Annotated in this window: 19 protein-coding genes and 1 pseudogene; 8 read left to right on the top strand and 12 right to left on the bottom strand. The window is 67.0% G+C overall.

Annotated features, from left to right (window positions below; translation table 11 throughout):
• Nucleotides 1–55 precede the first annotated feature (55 nt).
• Together glpK and J7E25_RS13295 are read right to left on the bottom strand one after the other, a co-directional pair.
• On the bottom strand, nucleotides 56–1570 hold the full coding sequence (gene glpK / locus J7E25_RS13300; RefSeq protein ID WP_214870579.1) for a glycerol kinase GlpK: 1515 nt from the start codon (nucleotides 1568–1570) through the stop codon (nucleotides 56–58).
• Nucleotides 1571–1666: 96 nt separating this feature from the next.
• On the bottom strand, nucleotides 1667–2389 hold the full coding sequence (locus J7E25_RS13295; protein ID WP_215009515.1) for an MIP/aquaporin family protein: 723 nt from the start codon (nucleotides 2387–2389) through the stop codon (nucleotides 1667–1669).
• Nucleotides 2390–2654: 265 nt separating this feature from the next.
• Between J7E25_RS13295 and dhaK the strand changes: the two genes are divergently transcribed.
• From dhaK to dhaM, 3 genes are read left to right on the top strand one after another with little or no spacing between them, the layout of a single operon-like run.
• Nucleotides 2655–3656, top strand: coding sequence for a dihydroxyacetone kinase subunit DhaK (gene dhaK, locus J7E25_RS13290; protein ID WP_214870577.1), 1002 nt, complete (start codon nucleotides 2655–2657; stop codon nucleotides 3654–3656).
• A gap of 14 nt (nucleotides 3657–3670) precedes the next feature.
• Nucleotides 3671–4318 (top strand): dihydroxyacetone kinase subunit DhaL, encoded by a 648-nt coding sequence (gene dhaL / locus J7E25_RS13285; RefSeq protein WP_214870576.1) that lies wholly within the window; start codon nucleotides 3671–3673, stop codon nucleotides 4316–4318.
• A gap of 1 nt (nucleotide 4319) precedes the next feature.
• A complete protein-coding gene (gene dhaM / locus J7E25_RS18225) occupies nucleotides 4320–5042 on the top strand; it encodes a dihydroxyacetone kinase phosphoryl donor subunit DhaM (protein ID WP_215009393.1) in 723 nt (240 codons plus the stop codon).
• 13 nt (nucleotides 5043–5055) lie between these two features.
• Here the strand turns inward: dhaM and J7E25_RS13275 are convergent, their stop codons facing one another.
• Nucleotides 5056–5820, bottom strand: a complete 765-nt coding sequence (locus tag J7E25_RS13275; protein WP_214870575.1) for an SDR family NAD(P)-dependent oxidoreductase — start codon at nucleotides 5818–5820, stop codon at nucleotides 5056–5058.
• A gap of 232 nt (nucleotides 5821–6052) precedes the next feature.
• Between J7E25_RS13275 and J7E25_RS13270 the strand changes: the two genes are divergently transcribed.
• A complete protein-coding gene (locus tag J7E25_RS13270; RefSeq protein ID WP_214870574.1) occupies nucleotides 6053–6217 on the top strand; it encodes a hypothetical protein in 165 nt (54 codons plus the stop codon).
• A 33-nt stretch (nucleotides 6218–6250) separates the two neighbouring features.
• Here the strand turns inward: J7E25_RS13270 and J7E25_RS13265 are convergent, their stop codons facing one another.
• A complete protein-coding gene (locus J7E25_RS13265) occupies nucleotides 6251–6703 on the bottom strand; it encodes an SRPBCC domain-containing protein (protein WP_214870573.1) in 453 nt (150 codons plus the stop codon).
• Nucleotides 6696–7043: a helix-turn-helix transcriptional regulator gene (locus J7E25_RS13260; protein WP_215009390.1), complete on the bottom strand. Its 348-nt coding sequence runs from the start codon at nucleotides 7041–7043 to the stop codon at nucleotides 6696–6698. The genes J7E25_RS13265 and J7E25_RS13260 overlap by 8 nt, the downstream gene beginning before the upstream one ends.
• Nucleotides 7044–7129: 86 nt before the next feature.
• Here J7E25_RS13260 and J7E25_RS13255 point away from each other — a divergent pair, with 86 nt between their 5' ends.
• The 3 genes from J7E25_RS13255 (at nucleotide 7130) to helR (ending at nucleotide 10337) form a co-directional block, all read left to right on the top strand.
• On the top strand, nucleotides 7130–7513 hold the full coding sequence (locus J7E25_RS13255) for a nuclear transport factor 2 family protein (RefSeq protein ID WP_214870572.1): 384 nt from the start codon (nucleotides 7130–7132) through the stop codon (nucleotides 7511–7513).
• Between the two features lie 61 nt (nucleotides 7514–7574).
• Nucleotides 7575–8042, top strand: a complete 468-nt coding sequence (locus tag J7E25_RS13250) for a hypothetical protein (protein ID WP_214870571.1) — start codon at nucleotides 7575–7577, stop codon at nucleotides 8040–8042.
• 108 nt (nucleotides 8043–8150) lie between these two features.
• On the top strand, nucleotides 8151–10337 hold the full coding sequence (gene helR, locus J7E25_RS13245; protein WP_214870570.1) for an RNA polymerase recycling motor ATPase HelR: 2187 nt from the start codon (nucleotides 8151–8153) through the stop codon (nucleotides 10335–10337).
• A 403-nt stretch (nucleotides 10338–10740) separates the two neighbouring features.
• On the opposite strand, the gene J7E25_RS13240 is transcribed toward helR, so the two are convergent.
• From J7E25_RS13240 to J7E25_RS18370, 4 genes and pseudogenes are all read right to left on the bottom strand, one after another.
• The gene (locus tag J7E25_RS13240) at nucleotides 10741–11151 is read right to left on the bottom strand and encodes an SgcJ/EcaC family oxidoreductase (RefSeq protein ID WP_214870569.1); all 411 of its coding nucleotides are present in this window, start codon (nucleotides 11149–11151) and stop codon (nucleotides 10741–10743) included.
• A gap of 103 nt (nucleotides 11152–11254) precedes the next feature.
• Entirely contained in the window at nucleotides 11255–12247 is a 993-nt protein-coding gene (locus J7E25_RS13235) for a sigma-70 family RNA polymerase sigma factor (protein ID WP_214870568.1), read from the bottom strand.
• Nucleotides 12248–12307: 60 nt separating this feature from the next.
• Nucleotides 12308–12499 carry a hypothetical protein gene (locus J7E25_RS17945; RefSeq protein WP_251039011.1) on the bottom strand — a complete coding sequence of 64 codons (192 nt, stop codon included), beginning with the start codon at nucleotides 12497–12499 and terminating at the stop codon, nucleotides 12308–12310.
• Between the two features lie 135 nt (nucleotides 12500–12634).
• A pseudogene (locus tag J7E25_RS18370) lies at nucleotides 12635–12799 on the bottom strand (DUF6596 domain-containing protein); the annotation flags it as partial.
• Between the two features lie 195 nt (nucleotides 12800–12994).
• Here J7E25_RS18370 and J7E25_RS13225 point away from each other — a divergent pair.
• Nucleotides 12995–13936 (top strand): patatin-like phospholipase family protein, encoded by a 942-nt coding sequence (locus J7E25_RS13225; RefSeq protein ID WP_214870567.1) that lies wholly within the window; start codon nucleotides 12995–12997, stop codon nucleotides 13934–13936.
• 143 nt (nucleotides 13937–14079) lie between these two features.
• Here the strand turns inward: J7E25_RS13225 and J7E25_RS13220 are convergent, their stop codons facing one another.
• The 3 genes from J7E25_RS13220 to J7E25_RS13210 all read right to left on the bottom strand — a co-directional run bounded on the left by J7E25_RS13220 (nucleotide 14080) and on the right by J7E25_RS13210 (nucleotide 16615).
• A complete protein-coding gene (locus tag J7E25_RS13220; RefSeq protein WP_214870566.1) occupies nucleotides 14080–14901 on the bottom strand; it encodes an MBL fold metallo-hydrolase in 822 nt (273 codons plus the stop codon).
• 121 nt (nucleotides 14902–15022) lie between these two features.
• On the bottom strand, nucleotides 15023–15634 hold the full coding sequence (locus tag J7E25_RS13215) for a hypothetical protein (protein WP_214870565.1): 612 nt from the start codon (nucleotides 15632–15634) through the stop codon (nucleotides 15023–15025).
• 408 nt (nucleotides 15635–16042) lie between these two features.
• Entirely contained in the window at nucleotides 16043–16615 is a 573-nt protein-coding gene (locus J7E25_RS13210) for a dihydrofolate reductase family protein (RefSeq protein WP_214870564.1), read from the bottom strand.
• Nucleotides 16616–16811: the final 196 nt, after the last annotated feature.

Genomic DNA, 16811 nt, shown 5'->3' with positions numbered 1-16811 from the left:
AACGACCCCTAGAACCCAAGCATCCGCGGGGCCTTTCATCGTGGTTCGGGTCGGCTCAGTTGACGTCTTGGTCGACCCAGTCGAACGTCTTCGAGACCGCCTTGCGCCAGAGCCGCAACTGCCGGTCGCGCTCGGCGGGCTCCATCTTCGGTTCCCAGCGGGAGTCCTCCTGCCAGTTGGCGCGAAGCTCGTCGAGGTCGGCCCAGAAGCCGACCGCGAGGCCGGCTGCGTACGCCGCACCGAGCGCCGTCGTCTCGGCGACGACGGGTCGGATGACCGGCACGCCGAGGATGTCGGCCTGGAACTGCATGAGCGTGTTGTTCGCGATCATGCCGCCGTCGACCTTGAGCTCGGTGAGGTCGACGCCGGCGTCGGCATTCACGGCGTCGAGCACTTCGCGGGTCTGGAACGCCGTCGCCTCGAGCGCGGCGCGGGCGATGTGCCCCTTGTTCACGAAGCGCGTGAGGCCCACGAGAGCGCCCCGGGCGTCGGGTCGCCAGTACGGCGCGAAGAGCCCCGAGAACGCCGGCACGAAATACGCGCCGCCGTTGTCGTCGACGGTCTTCGCGAGGTCCTCGATCTCCGCCGCGCTCGAGACGAGCCCGATGTTGTCGCGCAGCCACTGGATGAGCGAACCGGTCACCGCGATCGATCCCTCGAGTGCGTAGTGCGGGGCGTCGTCGCCGAGCTTGTAGCCGAGGGTCGTGAGCAGTCCGTTCGTCGAGTGGACGATCTCCTCGCCCGTGTTGAAGATCAGGAAGTTGCCCGTGCCGTAGGTGTTCTTCGCCTCACCGGTGTCGAACGCGGCCTGGCCGAACGTGGCGGCCTGCTGGTCGCCGAGAATGCCCGCGACGGGCACCTCCCGCAGGAGGCTCGAGGACTCCACCGTTCCATAGACCTCGGACGACGAGCGGATCTCGGGCAGCATCGACTTCGGCACGTCGAACGCGGCGAGGATGTCGTCATCCCACGCGAGCGTGTCGAGGTCCATGAACATCGTGCGGCTCGCGTTCGTGACATCCGTCGCGTGCACGCCCCCGTCGACCCCGCCGGTGAGGTTCCAGAGCACCCACGTGTCGGTCGTGCCGAACATCAGGTCGCCGGCCTCGGCCTTCGCACGCGCACCCTCGACGTTCTCGAGGATCCACACGATCTTGGTGCCCGAGAAGTAGGTGGCGAGCGGCAGCCCCACTTGTTGCTTGAAGCGCTCGACGCCGCCGTCGGCCGCGAGCCGGTCGACGATCGGCTGTGTGCGGGTGTCCTGCCACACGATCGCGTTGTATACGGGGTCGCCCGTGGTGCGGTCCCAGACCACCGCGGTCTCGCGCTGGTTCGTGATGCCCACCGCGGCGATGTCGTGACGGGTGAGGTCGGCCTTGCCGAGGGCCTGGCCGATCACCTCACGGGTGTTGCGCCAGATCTCGGCGGGGTCGTGCTCGACCCAGCCCGCCCGCGGGAAGATCTGCTCGTGCTCCAGTTGCCCACTGGCGACGATCGATCCCGACTTGTCGAAGATGATCGCGCGTGTGCTCGTCGTGCCCTGATCGATCGCCAGGATGTAGTCGGCCATGCAGTTCTCTCAATCTTTCCGCCGGCCGGAGCCGACACCTGATTCCACAGAAGTGTTCGAAAGTGGGCCGAAGTCGGCCCTGTGCCCTCCGAGTGCTCAGCCGATGAGGGGGAGCAGGGGGTACGCCGCCCAGCCGGCGATGAGTCCGCCGATGATCGGTCCGACCACCGGCACCCAGGAGTACGACCAGTCGCTGGCGCCCTTGCCCTTGATGGGGAGGATCGCGTGCGCGATGCGGGGACCGAGGTCGCGTGCCGGGTTGATGGCGTAGCCCGTCGGACCACCGAGGGAGGCGCCGATGCCGACGACGAGGAGGGCCACCGGTAGCGCGCCGAGCGCGGCGAGGCCGGAGGCGTCACCCTGGCGCCCGAAGCCGATCACCACGAACACGAGCACGAACGTGCCGATGATCTCGGTGACGAGGTTCCATGCGTACGAGCGGATCGCCGGACCGGTCGAGAACACGCCGAGCTTCGCGGCCGGCTCGGGTTCCTCGTCGAAGTGCTGCTTGTACGCGAGCCAGCAGGCGGCGGCACCGAGGATCGCACCGATGAGCTGCGCCCCGATGTAGGCGATCACAGAGAGGAAGTTGACGGGGACGGTGCCGAAGGCGGGATTGCCGAACTCGGTGGCGCCGTTGGCCACCAGCCCGAGCGTGACCGCGGGGTTGATGTGGGCACCGGAGGCCAAGGCGACGGTGACACCGGCGAAGACCGCAAGGCCCCAGCCGAAGTTCACCATCAGGAATCCGCCGCCGAAGCCCTTGTTCTTGACGAGCGCCACATTCGCGACCACACCACAACCGAGAAGCACGAGCATCGCGGTTCCGATGAGCTCGCTGAGGAACAACACTCCAAGACTGTCCACGCTGACCTTCCATCCTTTTCGCCGAGCCCGATGGGCTTCGCCCAGGGGCGGAACAGAGCCCACGATACTCAGACGGAGCGTCCCCCGGAAAGGGCGCGCCGGATTTCACCCGTGCCTCTTACGGCCGGGCTCTCCGCGGGCGTAGGTTTGCCGGAAGTACTGCGTCGGCGTCGATGCACGGTCGCACGGCGTCCGGCAGCCGAGGGAAGGGATGTCCGTGAAGAAGATCATCAACGATCCGAAGCGTGTCGTCGAGGAGTCCGTTGCAGGATTCGCTGCCGCCCACGCCGATCTCGTGCGGGTCGAGACGGATCCGATCCACGTGGTGCGTGCCGACGCGCCCATCGCCGGCAAAGTCGGCATCGTCAGCGGCGGGGGCAGCGGTCACGAGCCGCTCCACGCGGGTTTCGTCGGTTTCGGGATGCTGGATGCCGCCGTCCCCGGCGCCGTCTTCACGTCGCCCACTCCCGACCCGATCCTCGCCGCCACGAAGGCCGTCGACGGCGGGGCAGGCGTGCTGCACATCGTCAAGAACTACACGGGCGACGTCTTGAACTTCGAGACCGCCGCAGACCTGGCATCCGTCGACGGCATCGACGTGCGCGCGGTGGTGACCAACGACGACGTCGCGGTGAAGGACTCGCTCTACACCGCCGGACGACGCGGCGTCGGCGGCACGGTGCTCGTCGAGAAGATCGCGGGCGCGGCCGCCGAGCGCGGCGATTCGCTCGATGAGGTCGCCGAGGTCGCCGAGCGCGTCAACGCCAACGCGCGATCAATGGGCCTCGCGCTCACCCCGTGCATCGTGCCGCACGCCGGGGAGGAGAGCTTCACGCTCGCTGAAGACGAGATCGAGATCGGCATCGGCATCCACGGCGAACCGGGCCGCGAGCGGATCAAGCTCGAACCCGCCGACGGGCTCGTCGACCGCTTGCTCGCACCGATCCTCGAGGACCTCCCATTCGAGTCCGGCGACCGCGTGCTGCTGTTCGTGAACGGCATGGGCGGCTCGCCCCTCGTCGAGCTCTACATCGCCTATCGTCGCGCCGCCGAAGTGCTCGGCGAACGAGGCATCGAGATCGCCCGTTCGCTGGTCGGGAACTACATCACGTCGCTCGAGATGCAGGGAATGTCGATCACGTTGCTGAAACTCGACGACGAGATGGTCGAATTGTGGGATGCACCGGTGCAGACTGCTGCACTCCGGTGGGGACGATAGAAGGGGGCACGTCGGTGGGATTGGATATCACCTGGGCGGTGGACTGGGTCAGGCGGAGCGCGCAGGTCGTATCGGATCATCGGATCGAGCTGATCACGCTGGATCGCGAGATCGGCGACGGAGACCACGGCGAGAACATGGACCGCGGCTTCCAGGCCGTGCTGCCGAAACTCGACGACCTGCATGCCGGATCGACCCCCGGCGACGTGCTCAAGCTCGTCGCGACGACGCTCATCTCGACGGTCGGCGGTGCGGCGGGGCCGCTCTACGGCACCGCGTACCTGAAGGCCGCGGTCGCGGCGGGCGATTCGGTCTCGCTCGACGGGGAGGCGATCGCGGGCATCCTCACCGCGGCACGCGACGGAATCGTCTTGCGAGGCAAGGCCGAACCCGGTGACAAGACGATGGTCGATGCATGGACGCCCGCCGTCGACGCCGCCACGGCCGCCGCAGCGGACGGAGCGGATGCCCTCGGCGCCCTCGAGGCGGCGGCGAGTGCCGCGTGGGAGGGTGCAGCGGCGACGGAACCGCTCGTTGCGCGCAAGGGTCGTGCAAGCTATCTCGGCGAGCGCTCCGCCGGACACCGCGACCCGGGGGCCGAATCGAGCGCGCTCCTCCTACAGGCGGCGGCCGACGCGGCGGCGGCGTCGGCAGGTGCCTGACGTGGCGACGGCCGGGAAGGTCGGCGTCGTCTTCGTGTCGCACTCACAGCAGATCGCCGCGGGCCTCGTCGATCTCGCCCGGCAGATGGCGCCGACGGCGACGCTCACCGCCGCAGGGGGCACCGACGACGGCCGGATCGGCACGAGCTTCGACCTCGTGTCGGCGGCGATCACCGACGCTGACGCGGGGGAGGGCGTGGCCGTGCTCTGCGACCTCGGCTCTGCGATCCTGACCGCGGAGACGGCCCTCGACTTCCTCGACGACGAGGTGCGGGAGCGAGTTCGCATCATCGACGCTCCACTCGTCGAAGGCGGCGTCGCTGCCGCCGTGGCCGCTGAGTCGGGCGACGGGCTCGATGCGGTCGTCGCGGCGGCGGAATCCGCTCGTGGGGGAGCGGAACCGGTCGGGGCGGCCGCTGATGCCACGGTCGGCACGGATGCCGCGGGCTCCGGCGGCTCGGCGGCATCCGGTTACTCCCGCTCGATCACGCTCGTGAACGCCGACGGCCTGCACGCGCGGCCCGCCGCAGAGCTCGTCAAACTCGCGAGCGGGTTCGCGCAGAAGGTCACGGTGAACGGCACCGATGCGAAGAGCCTGCTCGGCATCATGTCACTCGGATTGACGAAGGGAGCGACGGTCGAGATCGCGAGTGCCGATCCCGACGGACGCGTCGCGGTCGAAGCCATCGCCGAGCTCGCAGAATCGGGCTTCGGCGAGGCCTGACGGGCGTTCCCCGCTAGTTGCCGCCGGCCACGCGGATGTCGGCGCCCGACGTGTAGGCGGCGTCGGCGGAGAAGAGGTACGCGACGGCTCCCGCGATCTCGTGCGGCTCGCCGGGTCGGCGCATCGGAATGCGCGGGGCTCGTTCGTCGGGCGCATTGGGGCGGCCCGCGGCCGCATGGATCTCGGTGCGAGTGGTGCCGGGCGAGACGGTGTTCACCCGCACGCCGACCGGCCCGAACTCCTTCGACGTGCCCGTCGTGAGCGCGTTGAGCGCGGCCTTGCTCATCGAGTAGGGGATGTAGGTATTCGGCGAACCGGTCGTTGCTGCGCCCGAGGAGATGTTCACGATCGAGCCGCCGGCGCCGCCGCGATCGGTCGCCATGTGTGCGATCGCAGCGCGCGTGAGCACGATCGGCGCGAGCACGTTCACCCGGAACAGGAGCTCGGACTCCTCGATGGAGGCGTCGAGGAATCCGCCGATCCGCCCGGTGATTCCGGCGTTGTTGACAAGGCCGGTGACCGTTCCGAACTCGGCGATCGCGGTCGGCACGATCGTCGCAGCCGCGTCAAGGTCGGCGAGGTCGACCTGGAGGACGAGCACCCGGGCACCGGATGCCTCGCACCGGCGTGCCACGGCTTCGGCATCCGCCACTCTGTCCCGGAAGGTCAACAGGAGATCGTGTCCGTCGGCGGCGAGTCGTTCGGCGATCGCCGCACCGATGCCGCGGCTCGCTCCCGTGATGATCGTGACCGGCCGTGACGAGGCATCCGCTTCCATGCCGGCAAGCTTAGATGCCGACAGTCGCCTCTGGCGGGAACGCGCAGTACGGGCGTAGCATCGTGCCATGGCACGCGAGACGGCGAGCGGCCAAGAGGGTAACGCGTTCACGCACTTCTTCGAGAGGGTGGATCGAGCGCTCTTCCCGATGTTCGGTCCGCCACCGATCACTGCGAGCGAACCAGAGCAGCGTTCGCTTGATGAGGCACTATGTCCGTTGTGCGGACACGCGATGTTCGAGCACTCCTTCGATCACTCAACGCCCAACACCGTGATGATGTGCCCCACCGATGAGCGGATTCCCGAGCGCGATACCGCACGACCGCTCAACGAGCTCGGCATGCCGGCGACCGGACGCCGCCTCGAGCGGTACGAAGAGCGCGGCGAAGCGCGCTGAGGCGCGAGTCGCCGGGGGCGCGATGGCGGCTGGTCAGCGTGTCGAACCGTCGCGCTGGGGCAGGGGGATCCAGCCATCCGCCGCTGGCGGCTGACCCTGAGCGGCCGAGGCGAGGCGAGGCAGGAAGTGCTGCCAGCCATCGACATGCCCTTCCACGTGCACGTCGGGAAGATCTGAGTGCAACAGCTCGACGCGAGTGCCTTCGCCAATCGGGGTGAGGGTGAAGCTCACTCGGGACGCTCCGCTGGGGAGCTCGTCGCTTCCGGCCACGCCCCATGAGACCACCACACGGTGCGGGCGAACCACCTCGAGGTACTGGCCACGAATCGGCGACCCGGCGATGTCGACCGAGAACGTGCCGCCGACGCTCGGCTCGAGCGTCGCAGTCTCACCCATCCAAGCGGTCATTCCAGCCGGAGTCACCAGGTAATCGAAGACGACCTCGGGAGTGGCATGGATGTCGATGGAGGTGCTGAACTCAGCCATCGGCCAGGCTCCCGCGAGATTCGACCGCGGTGCGGAGCGCTGCCAGCTTCTCTGGCCAGAACTCGTCGAGGTACGAGCGCACAGCGGCGAACCCGTCATCGTTCACCACGAACAAGTGCCTCGCGCCCGCCCGCGACTCGGTCACGAGTCCGGCGGTGCGCAGCACCCTGAGATGATGCGAGGTCGCCTGCTGGGAGAGTCCTACGTCATCGGCCACTTCGCCTACGGACTTCGCAGACGTGCGGATCACGCCGAGGATGGCTCGACGGTTGCCATCGGCCAACGCCCTCAACGATTGGTCGAGCCCGCCATCGGCGGCGTCAACTGCCAACTGATGCATGTGACCATTCAACCACAAATGAACACTTGTACATATCGCCACTTGTCGCTAGCGTGGGCGGCGACAATCGAAACGGAGTCCAGATCATGAGCGAAATGAACCCGGAGGCGGCTGCCCGCGCCTACATCGACGCCGTCGGCGGACGCGATCTCGCGCCGCTCGAGACGATCCTCGACGAGCAGATGGTTGCGACATTCTCCGGCACGCGACTCGGGAAGCAGGAGTGGATCGAGGCGATCCGACGTCTGCTGCCGGTGCTCATCCGCAACGACATTCGCGAGATCTTCGCCGCAGGTGAGCGGGCATGCGTCGTGTACGACTTCGTGACCGACACTCCCGCCGGCGCTGTGGTCTGCGTCGAACTCGTCACCGTTCGAGGCGGCCGGATCACCGAGATCGAGCTGGTGCTCGACCGGGTCACGTTCGCGCCCGTCCAGGAGGCACTGAAGGCACTCGCAGCGCAGGGGTGATTGCGCACGTCCGAAAGTGCATGCACGGCGCCGTCGAGTCACCGGCGTCTCCGGTCCCGGGGTGACGGCATTCCTGCTCACCTACGGCGTCGCAACCACGATCGGATCCTTCGGCGGCGGCCGCTTCGCCGACTCCAACGCCTCACGTTCATTGATCATCGGCACGATCGGCGTGACGGCATCCCTGCTCGCGCTGCCCCTCTTCGGCGGGAACGCGCTCGTCGTGGGCCTCGCGATCCTCGGCATGGGGCTCTTCGGAATGGGGCTGGCGCCGTCGACGCAGCACCGGGTGGTCAGCCTCGCCGGCCCCGGCGCGCCGCTCGCGTCGTCGCTGCCCGCGTCCGCGGTCAACGCCGGCATCGCGTTCGGCTCATTCGCCGGCGGGGCGGCGATCGACGGCGGCGGAGTTCCCGCTGCCGTCGTCACCGGCGCCATCATCGCCGCAATCGCCATCACCGCCGCTTGGGCTACCAGCTTCCTGAAGCCCGTGGCCGTAGCGGTCGCACCCGAACCCACCGCAACTCACTGATCGCAGACATCCGCCGGAAAAGGAAGGTTCGACTTCCTTCCATTTTCATCGTATCGCGCGGAGGGGGGCTTGCGGCAAGACCCCGGTCGTGCCCCAGAATCATCGACCGTGACCCTGATTACCAGCGCATTCGAACTTCCCGAACGTCTCGCCGCGAAGGCCGACCCGTCGCTGATCGCCGGCGACGACCAGCACTTCGCGGCCATCGCGGAGAGTCTCGAGCAATCGATCGCCGACCTGTCCGATCGCCTCGTTGCGGAGCGCAAGGCGCCCGGAGGCGTGGGGCAGGAGGCGATGGATCGGGACATGGAAATCCACCGGCTGACCGCTCGCCTGCGTACCCTGCGCCGCTTCGGTCTGGACCTCTGCCTCGGCCGCGTCATCCGGGAAGACCACCCCGAGCCGGTGTACATCGGTCGACTCGGTCTCACAGACGACGCGGGTCGTCGGCTCCTGGTCGACTGGCGTTCTCCTTTGGCTGAGCCGTTCTTCGGAGCGACCCACGCCAACCCGATGGGTCTCGTGAGCCGCCGGAGATATCGCTGGGCCGGCGGCCGGATCAGCGACTATTGGGACGAGGTCTTCACCCCGGACGGCCTCGAAGGGCATGCCGCCCTCGACGATCAATCCGCCTTCATCGCCACCCTCGGCAGCAGCCGCTCGCCCCGGATGCGAGACGTGCTCGGCACCATCCAGGCCGACCAGGACGCCATTGTCCGCGCGGGATCCCGCGGCGCGCTCGTGGTCGACGGCGGTCCCGGCACGGGCAAGACCGTCGTGGCCCTGCACCGCACGGCCTATCTCCTGTACTCCGACCCCCGCCTCGGTCACCGCAGGGGCGGCGTACTCTTCGTCGGCCCGCACCAGCCATATCTGGACTACGTCGCCGAAGTGCTCCCCGGCCTCGGCGAGGAGGGCGTGGAGACGTGCACCTTGAGGGACCTCGTTCCCGAGGGAGCCTCAGCAGCGATCGAGACCGACCCGAACGTGGCCCGCCTGAAGTCGTCATCCAACCTGCTGGAGGTGGTTGAGGCAGCCGTCAGGTTCTACGAGAAGCCGCCCCTCGAGGGGACGACGGTCATGACCGAGTGGTCCGACATCTGGCTGAGCGCCGAGGACTGGGCCGAGGCCTTTGACTCGGCAGATCCGGGCACTCCGCACAACGAGGCGCGCGATCAGGTGTGGGAGGCGCTCCTCGAAATCCTGATCGACCGGTTCGACGACGAGGAGGTGCCTCCTCAACTGATCCGCCGGTCGTTGGTGCAGAACGATGAGCTCACCAGCGCCTTTGCGAAGGCGTGGCCGCTGCTCGACCCGGCCGGAGTCGTCGGAGACCTGTGGTCGGTACCCGCCTACCTGCGCATATGTGCCCCCCGATTGGGTCCTGATGAGATCCAAGCGCTGCAGCGCGGGGATGCCCGGGCCGCCTGGACGGCATCCGACCTGCCCTTCCTGGACGCGGCACGGCAGTGGATCGGCGACCCGGGGGAGTCGCGCCGCAGGCGGCGGCACGAGGCAGCCGTCGCTACCGAGCGCGAGCGCATGGCCGACGTCGTCGGCGACCTGATCGCGGCCGACGACTCCGAGATGCTCGTGATGTCGATGCTGCGTGGGCAGGACCTCCAGAACGCCCTGGTCGACGAAGCCGCACTGCCGAGCATCGACCCGGACCTGCTCGCCGGCCCGTTCGCACACATCGTCGTCGACGAAGCACAGGAATTGACAGATGCGGAGTGGCGGATGCTGCTGCGCCGATGCCCTTCACGGAGCTTCACCATCGTGGGGGACCGCGCCCAGGCCAGACACGGGTTCCGCGAGTCGTGGCAGGAACGGCTCGAGCGGGTCGGGCTCAACCACATCAACCTGGCCTCGTTGAGCATCAACTACCGGACGCCGGAAGAGGTCATGGCGGAAGCCGAGCCCGTCATTCGGGCCGCCCTGCCGAACGCCAACGTGCCGACCTCCATCCGCAGCAGCGGCATCCCCGTCGTACACGGATCGACATCGGAGCTGGACTCGATCCTCGGAACATGGCTGGCCGCACACGCCGATGGCATCGCCTGCGTCATCGGCGATCCGACCTTCCGGCCGACCACCCGCGTCCGGTCGCTCTCGCCCGAGCTGTCAAAGGGACTCGAGTTCGACCTGGTCGTGCTCGTGGACCCAGATACGTTCGGCGACGGCATCGAAGGAGCCGTGGACCGCTACGTCGCGATGACCCGCGCAACCGAGCGACTCGTCATCCTCACGACCCCTGCCGTAGAGCAACCGGGGGTGAGCGCCACGCGCGGCTAGGCCCGATCGTAGAGCGCTGCAGGCCCTGGAGCGAGACGGTCTCGTGTCCCGGCCCGAGCAGCCGGCGACCGGAAGGGCGCTGCCGGACGAGTTGACGACGCTGGGTCGCGAGCAGCTGGCCGCCGCCGGTGTCGCCGTCAGCGAAGTGGAGGATCGCATGAGCTCCAGGCTCGCCGCCGCAGATCAGGAGCGGCTTCGGCAACTCCTCGCCACATGCGTGGCATCCCTGACGGGGACCGGACCATGAAGTGAGCCCACGTGAAGCCCCGATGAAGTTGATCTCTTGTCAACGCCTACTTCTCCAGGGGCTTCACGCGGATCGACGGCAAGGCTCGAGCATCGGGGCCAGGGACGTCAGACCCCTGCGCCACTACCGGCAGTCACAGCCGGTCACAGGGAGGGTTCACTGCCCGGGTGCCAGCACCGGGCTGTTGTGATACGCGGCGATCAGCCACTGGCCTCTCCGCCTCTCGAAGACCCAGGTCGCGTTCACCTTACCCGCGTCTGGAACCTCGGTCTCACCGGCAAACAGGATGCCGGATTCGCTGACGACGATCGCGGCATCCGTGCCGACGAAGCGGAGGCTGCGCTGGTTGTTGTAGGTCGAGCTGCCCTTGAGCGGCCCCTCGAAGGCCAGGGCCATGTACTCGCGGACCGCGTCACGGCTGTCGCGGAGCGAGCCGGTCATGATGGCGGTCGCGTCTGGAGTGTAGTTGGCGACCATGCCGTCGGCGTCGCCGGCCTCCCACGCTCTATAGGACGCAACCAATACGGCCTGGATGGCGGCCTCATCTTCTGCACGATTGTGTGACATCGGATTCTCCTTTTGCGATCGGTTCGCCCGGGGTATTCCGGCGAACTCGTCAATACATACCGGCGGTGGGGTCCGAACTCATCGCGCCCGCGATAAAGAAGCGCTAAACACCAGACCCGACGTTGACAAGCCCTTGGGCGTCGAGTCCGGCCGCCAGACCGAAAGACGCGAAGACCTCGGAATCCTGGAACACCGAATTCCGACTGATGCCCTCGGCGGTGACGGTGAAGATCTGAAGGGTGTGCAGCTCGTATCCGCCACCGACGCGCCGATAGGCGGCGAAACCGGGCTGGCCATTGGCCGCGACCGTCTTCAGGCGCCAGTCCGTTCCGGCCTTCTCGAAGACCCACTCCATGAAGAGTCCGTAGTTGTCAGGGCCGACGAACCAGTTGAGCATCGGCGGCATCTCCATGAGCACGTCCTCGGTGAGCAGCCGCTTGATACCTTCGACATCGGCCTGCTCGAACGCCTTCATGTAGCGATCGACCCACGCGCGCTGATCGGCAGCGGACGGCTCGCTGAGACGTTCCTGCCGGACTGCGACTTCCTTCATACGGGTGCGCGCCCGCTGCAGAGAACTGTTCACCGATACGACGGTGGTGCCGAGGATTTCCGCTGCCTCGGACGCGGAGAAGCTGAGCACGTCACGCAGGATCAGCGCACCACGCTGACGCGCCGACAGGTGCTGCAGGGCGGCGACGAACGCCAATCGCAGGCTGCTGCGGTCGACCACCGTCCTGGCCGGATCGTCCGCCTCCAGGAAGGAGTCCGGCAGGGGCTGGAGCCAGGCGGCGTGCTCTCCGGGCACGAGCGGCCCGCGCGGGTCCGACGCGGCCACGAGCCCCGATGGCAGCGGGCGGCGGCCGCGGACCTCCAAGGCGGTCAGGCAGGCGTTCGACGCGATTCGGTAGAGCCAGGTGCGCAACGAACTGCGAGTCTCGTCGTATTGCTCCCGCGCCCGCCACGCCCTCAGGTACGTGTCTTGGACCAGGTCCTCGGCGTCGTGAGACGAGCCGAGCATCCGGTAGCAGTACGCCAGCAATTCCGAACGGAACGGTTCGAGCAGGCGATCGAACCCATCTACCTTCGTCGCCACACCGACGCCCCTTCTCTGCTCCGAATCAAGAGCACCATATCCGAGGGGAGCGACATCGGATCAAGAGCCGAGCTGGTCGCGGCGGCGTGTCAGGTAGGCGCCCTCGGCGGAGTTGGCCGCCAGTTCGATGGCCTTATCGTAGGCCCCGCGCGATGCCTTGCTGCGACCCAGCCGCCGCAGCAGGGCGGCGCGGGTGGCATGGTAGGCGTGATAACCGGCCAAATCGACTTCAAGTCGGTCGACGGTCGTCAACGCCACTTCCGGCCCGTCAAGCTCGCCGACCGCGATGGCTCGGTTGAGCGCGACGGTCGGTGACGGGTCGAGGTTGACCAGCTGGTCGTAGAGGGCGACGACCTGTGACCAGTCGGTGTCGCGTATGTCGCGAGCTCAGGTGTGCACGGCGTTGATCGCTGCGAGGATCTGGTAGCGACCCGGAGCGATCCCGGTGGCCAGACGCTCGCGCACCAGGCGATGACCTTCGGCGACCAGCGCCGAGTCCCATGCCCCACGGTCCTGTTCGTCGAGGGTGACGAGTTCGCCGCTTGCCGAGACCTGGGCGGGGCGACCAGGACTCGCCGGTTGGCGCCGAGCCTAAACCGGGTAAGCTTCTCGGCGAACGTGACACGATTCGAGGAGGTGAGCCCGATGCACACACTGTCCACTCTGGGCGCTCCTTCGAGTTCACGATCGCGCGACTGACGTAGCCGTCGCGGGGAGCGCTGCACGCACTCTCAGAAAGCTACGACTATGAATCATTCACTTCAGTTCAACTCGGAGAAGACCTCTCACGACGTCTCGGAACACCACTCCCGTACAGCGTTGGTCCTTGGTGGTGGCGGATCGACAGGCAATGCGTGGCTGATCGGCGTCCTCGCCGGCCTGTTCGACGCCGGGCTCGACGTGACCACAGCCGACCTGACCATCGGGACGTCAGCCGGCTCGACGGCCGCGGCCCAGATAGCTGGCGCGACCCCGACCGAGCTGCTTGCCGCCATCCTTGCTGCTGCCCCCCAGCAACGGACCGGTCCGGTCGGATCCGACCGAGGACGCGCTCCGATCAGACCGGTGGCGGACCACTTGGAGAGGATAGGCAAAATCATTGCCTCCGCTGAGGATGCGGCTGACATGCGCCGGAGAGTGGGCGCGGCGGCGCTCGACATTGATGCGGCGTCCGACGGCTCCTGGCAAACACAGTGGCGCGCCACCGTCGCCTCGCGGCTGCCCAGTCAGCGCTGGCCGCAACGAACGGTGCTCATCACGGCGGTCGATGCCCGCACCGGTGAACCGGTCGTGTTCGATCGTCACAGCGGAGTCGACCTGGCGGACGCCGTCGCCGCCAGCTGTGCCAGTGGCCTTCCCTACAGGATCGGAGACAACCGATACATCGATGGCGGCTACCGATCCAACGCCGAGAATGCCGATCTGGCAGCCGGATACGAGCGGGTGCTGGTGCTGTCACCATTCGGCGGCCGAACACTGACTCCGGTGGACTGGGGCATGCATCTCGCAACACAGGTCGACGAGCTACGCGCACGCGGCAGCAGGGTGACAACGATCTTCCCGGATAGCAACTCCGAGCACATGTTCGGCGCCAATGCGATGGATCTGTCGCTGCGTCCGCCCGCCGCTCGAGCCGGTCACGACCGAGGCAGAGCACTTGCCGAGCAGCTCACCGAATTCTGGCGCTGACGCACACGAAAGCAGTTGGCTTAGGGGACGCCCAAGCGATATCCAATATCGCTCTGTGTGCAGATCACGAAGCCTGGCCGGGCAGGAGTGTCCAGGCTAGGCCAGCCCCACGTGCACCTCTGGGACGCGATAGTCCGCGACCGCTATTCGGGCGTCGCGTTCTGCTCTCTTTGGGCGAGCCGCTGGAGTTGCCATCTATGCACGTCGGGCAGCCAATCCAACGTGGCCGATGGACCGACCCGCGGGACGTCGGGAACACCGCCGTCTCGCAGGTCCTGCACGTACGTGCGATCCTGTTTGATTCGTGCTCGTAGCTGCTCAGCTCCGCCGACTGAGCCGTGACCGGGGATGACGGCATCAACGTCGTCGGCCACGCCCTCGAACAGCCGCAACGCGGCGAGGTAGTCCTCAATCGGATTCGCGGCCTCCAGGTCGAGGAACGGCATCAGGATGTCAGAAAGCATGTCGCCGGCGACGAGGACACGGCGCTCCTCGATCAACAGCGCCGCATGGCCTGGGGCATGGGCCTGATGCTCGATGATCCGGACTTTGGGGCCATCCCAAGGAATCTGCGCAGCTTCGGCGGGCAGACCGGTAATGAGACCGAGCAGATCCATCGGGATCTCCTCGGCGTACTCCGGCGGGAGCCCCACGGCGATGCGGGCTTTCCAGTCCGCGTTCGACAACAGATCTTGGATAGAGGCCGCGCAGCGGGCTGTACCGTAACGGGGCGCGTCGCCGAAGTTCGCGTGCCAGAGCAAGTGGTCCCAATCAGGATGCGTCGAGAAGCCTGCCACGACGGGCTGGCCCATTTCGTGAAGGTCGTTCGCGAGGGCCGCCATTTCGTCGCCCGTTATACCGGGGTCGATCAGCAACACACCGTCTGGGCCCTGCACGACAACGGAATTGCTCTGGATGAACTCGCTCTCGTGAACGAGAACGCCCTTAGCGACTTCCTCCAGCATGAAATGCCCTCCGGTTGTGGTTTGCCCGCTGGTCGTGACGGTATTGGTTGGCGGGAGTAGCTGCAAGCGCTCTGGGCGAAAGCGGGGGGGTGCTCAACGCGCGCGGCGGTCGGGGCGGCGCTCAGCCGGCCGCGGGGAGGCGAACTCCCGAAGCTCGCAACTCGAGGGCAGCGAGCCGCCTGATCACGTCCGTGTCGCCGCGACGCCAGGCGCCGATGACGTCAGGGTTCACGCTGGCGAGCTCTCGCGGTGACTGGGTGGCGAGTGCCCGGAAGGCAAGCAAGTCCATGGATGTGGGGGAATCGGCGAGTCGCTTCGCCGCGGCGTGGCGAGCAGCGCCGGTGATTCGGGGACGGATCCAACCGAACAGCAAAACCAACACGACCAGACCAACAACCGTCCATCCGGCGAAAGCCGCAAGAGTGTGCACGTGCCGCTGCCAAGCGTCGCCAGCGGCAGCGAGCGTGCCACTCGCGCCGCTGGCAGCGTCGAACGGTGCCCGGATGCTCCCACCGATCAGGGGTATCGCAGCCAAGCTGTCACCGATGTCGCTCATCGTCGACGCGAGCCCGGTTCCTGACTGCTCCACATCCCGACCGATCGCAGCGAATGCGGCGATCGCATTGTGGATCGAGACTGCCGTCACAATTCCGCCGAGAAGCACCACGAATGCCACGACGTCACCCACGATCTGCATCGTTCGTCGCCCGGAAAAATCTGAATACAGTTTCACAACCAGCCCCTACTCGCGAATACGAATGGTCCCACCATGCACACACTTTCATATTGGGATGTTCGCGGACAGCGGCGGGGCCCACGTCGAAACGTTGGGTTCTGCGCGTATCGTGCATCGCTTCTGTATCGTCCGCGCTCGAGCCAACCGAGCGGTCCACCGGGCGGGCAGGATCGTGACAAGAGGACGAGAGGCGCCAAATGATTCGATCGGATGCTTCGCGGTCAGTGTTCTCAATCGGGATGGCCATCGCAACCCCTGCACAGTTGTGATCGCATCCAATGCAACCGCGGACAAATGCCCGCTCAAAGGGCTGTGAGCGCGCAGTTTTCGCACATGGTGTGTTTCCTGCTGGGGAAACGCGTTATCCGTTTTCACTCTGAAGACGCCCGCTCGGGGGTTAGACCACTACAGGGCCCCAACTCGCGTGTGCCGGTATCGTAGGGCGACCGCCCCCGACCGGAACTCATGGCGGTCCACGAGCTCGAGCTGGATGCGCTCGCGCAGACCGGCGAGCAACGTCGGCCCGTGTCCGGCAAGGACCGGCTGCACAAGGAACTCATACTCGTCGATCAGTCCCAGATCTGCCAACGCCAGGGGGAGCGTCACGCCACCCACCCACAGGCCCTCGCCTGACTCCTGCTTGAGCCGCTGAACCGCTTGCCCCAAGTCGCCTCGCACAAGCTCGGCATTCCAATCGACCCCGCCCAGCGTGCTCGACACGACGTACTTCTTCGCTCGGTCGATGGTCTCGGCGAACGGGATCTGCAACTCATCCATCCAGTCAGGCCACGTGCCCGTGGCCGGCTTACGCCACGCCGACTCCATCATCTCGTAGGTCACCCGGCCGAATAGCAGGGCATCGGCTCGCTCCATCTCAGCGGTCCAGTAGCGCATCGACTCCTCGTCCGCGGGGAGCCCTGCCTCGTGATGGCAGCAGCCGTCGAGCGTGACGTTGATCGAGTATCGGAGTGGTCTCATCTCGTTGCTCTCCCTTGATGCGCGCCCCGCGTTCACCGGACCGTACTCAGACGACTGGCGGCGCCATTTCTCATCGGCGCCCCGATCGCACCTACTTTAACGCCGTCGTGATGCGAACCAGACCGCAGACCGAGCCAGCGATTGAGTGAGACAGCAGACTTCTCGCCGGTCGGGGTGGAGCGCTCTCGGAGCGAAG

It is taken from the genome of Agromyces sp. ISL-38, assembly GCF_018613935.1.
Taxonomy (GTDB): domain Bacteria; phylum Actinomycetota; class Actinomycetes; order Actinomycetales; family Microbacteriaceae; genus Agromyces.
The sequence above is the reverse complement of the archived record's forward strand: the minus strand, read 5'-3'. Positions and strand labels throughout refer to the sequence as shown.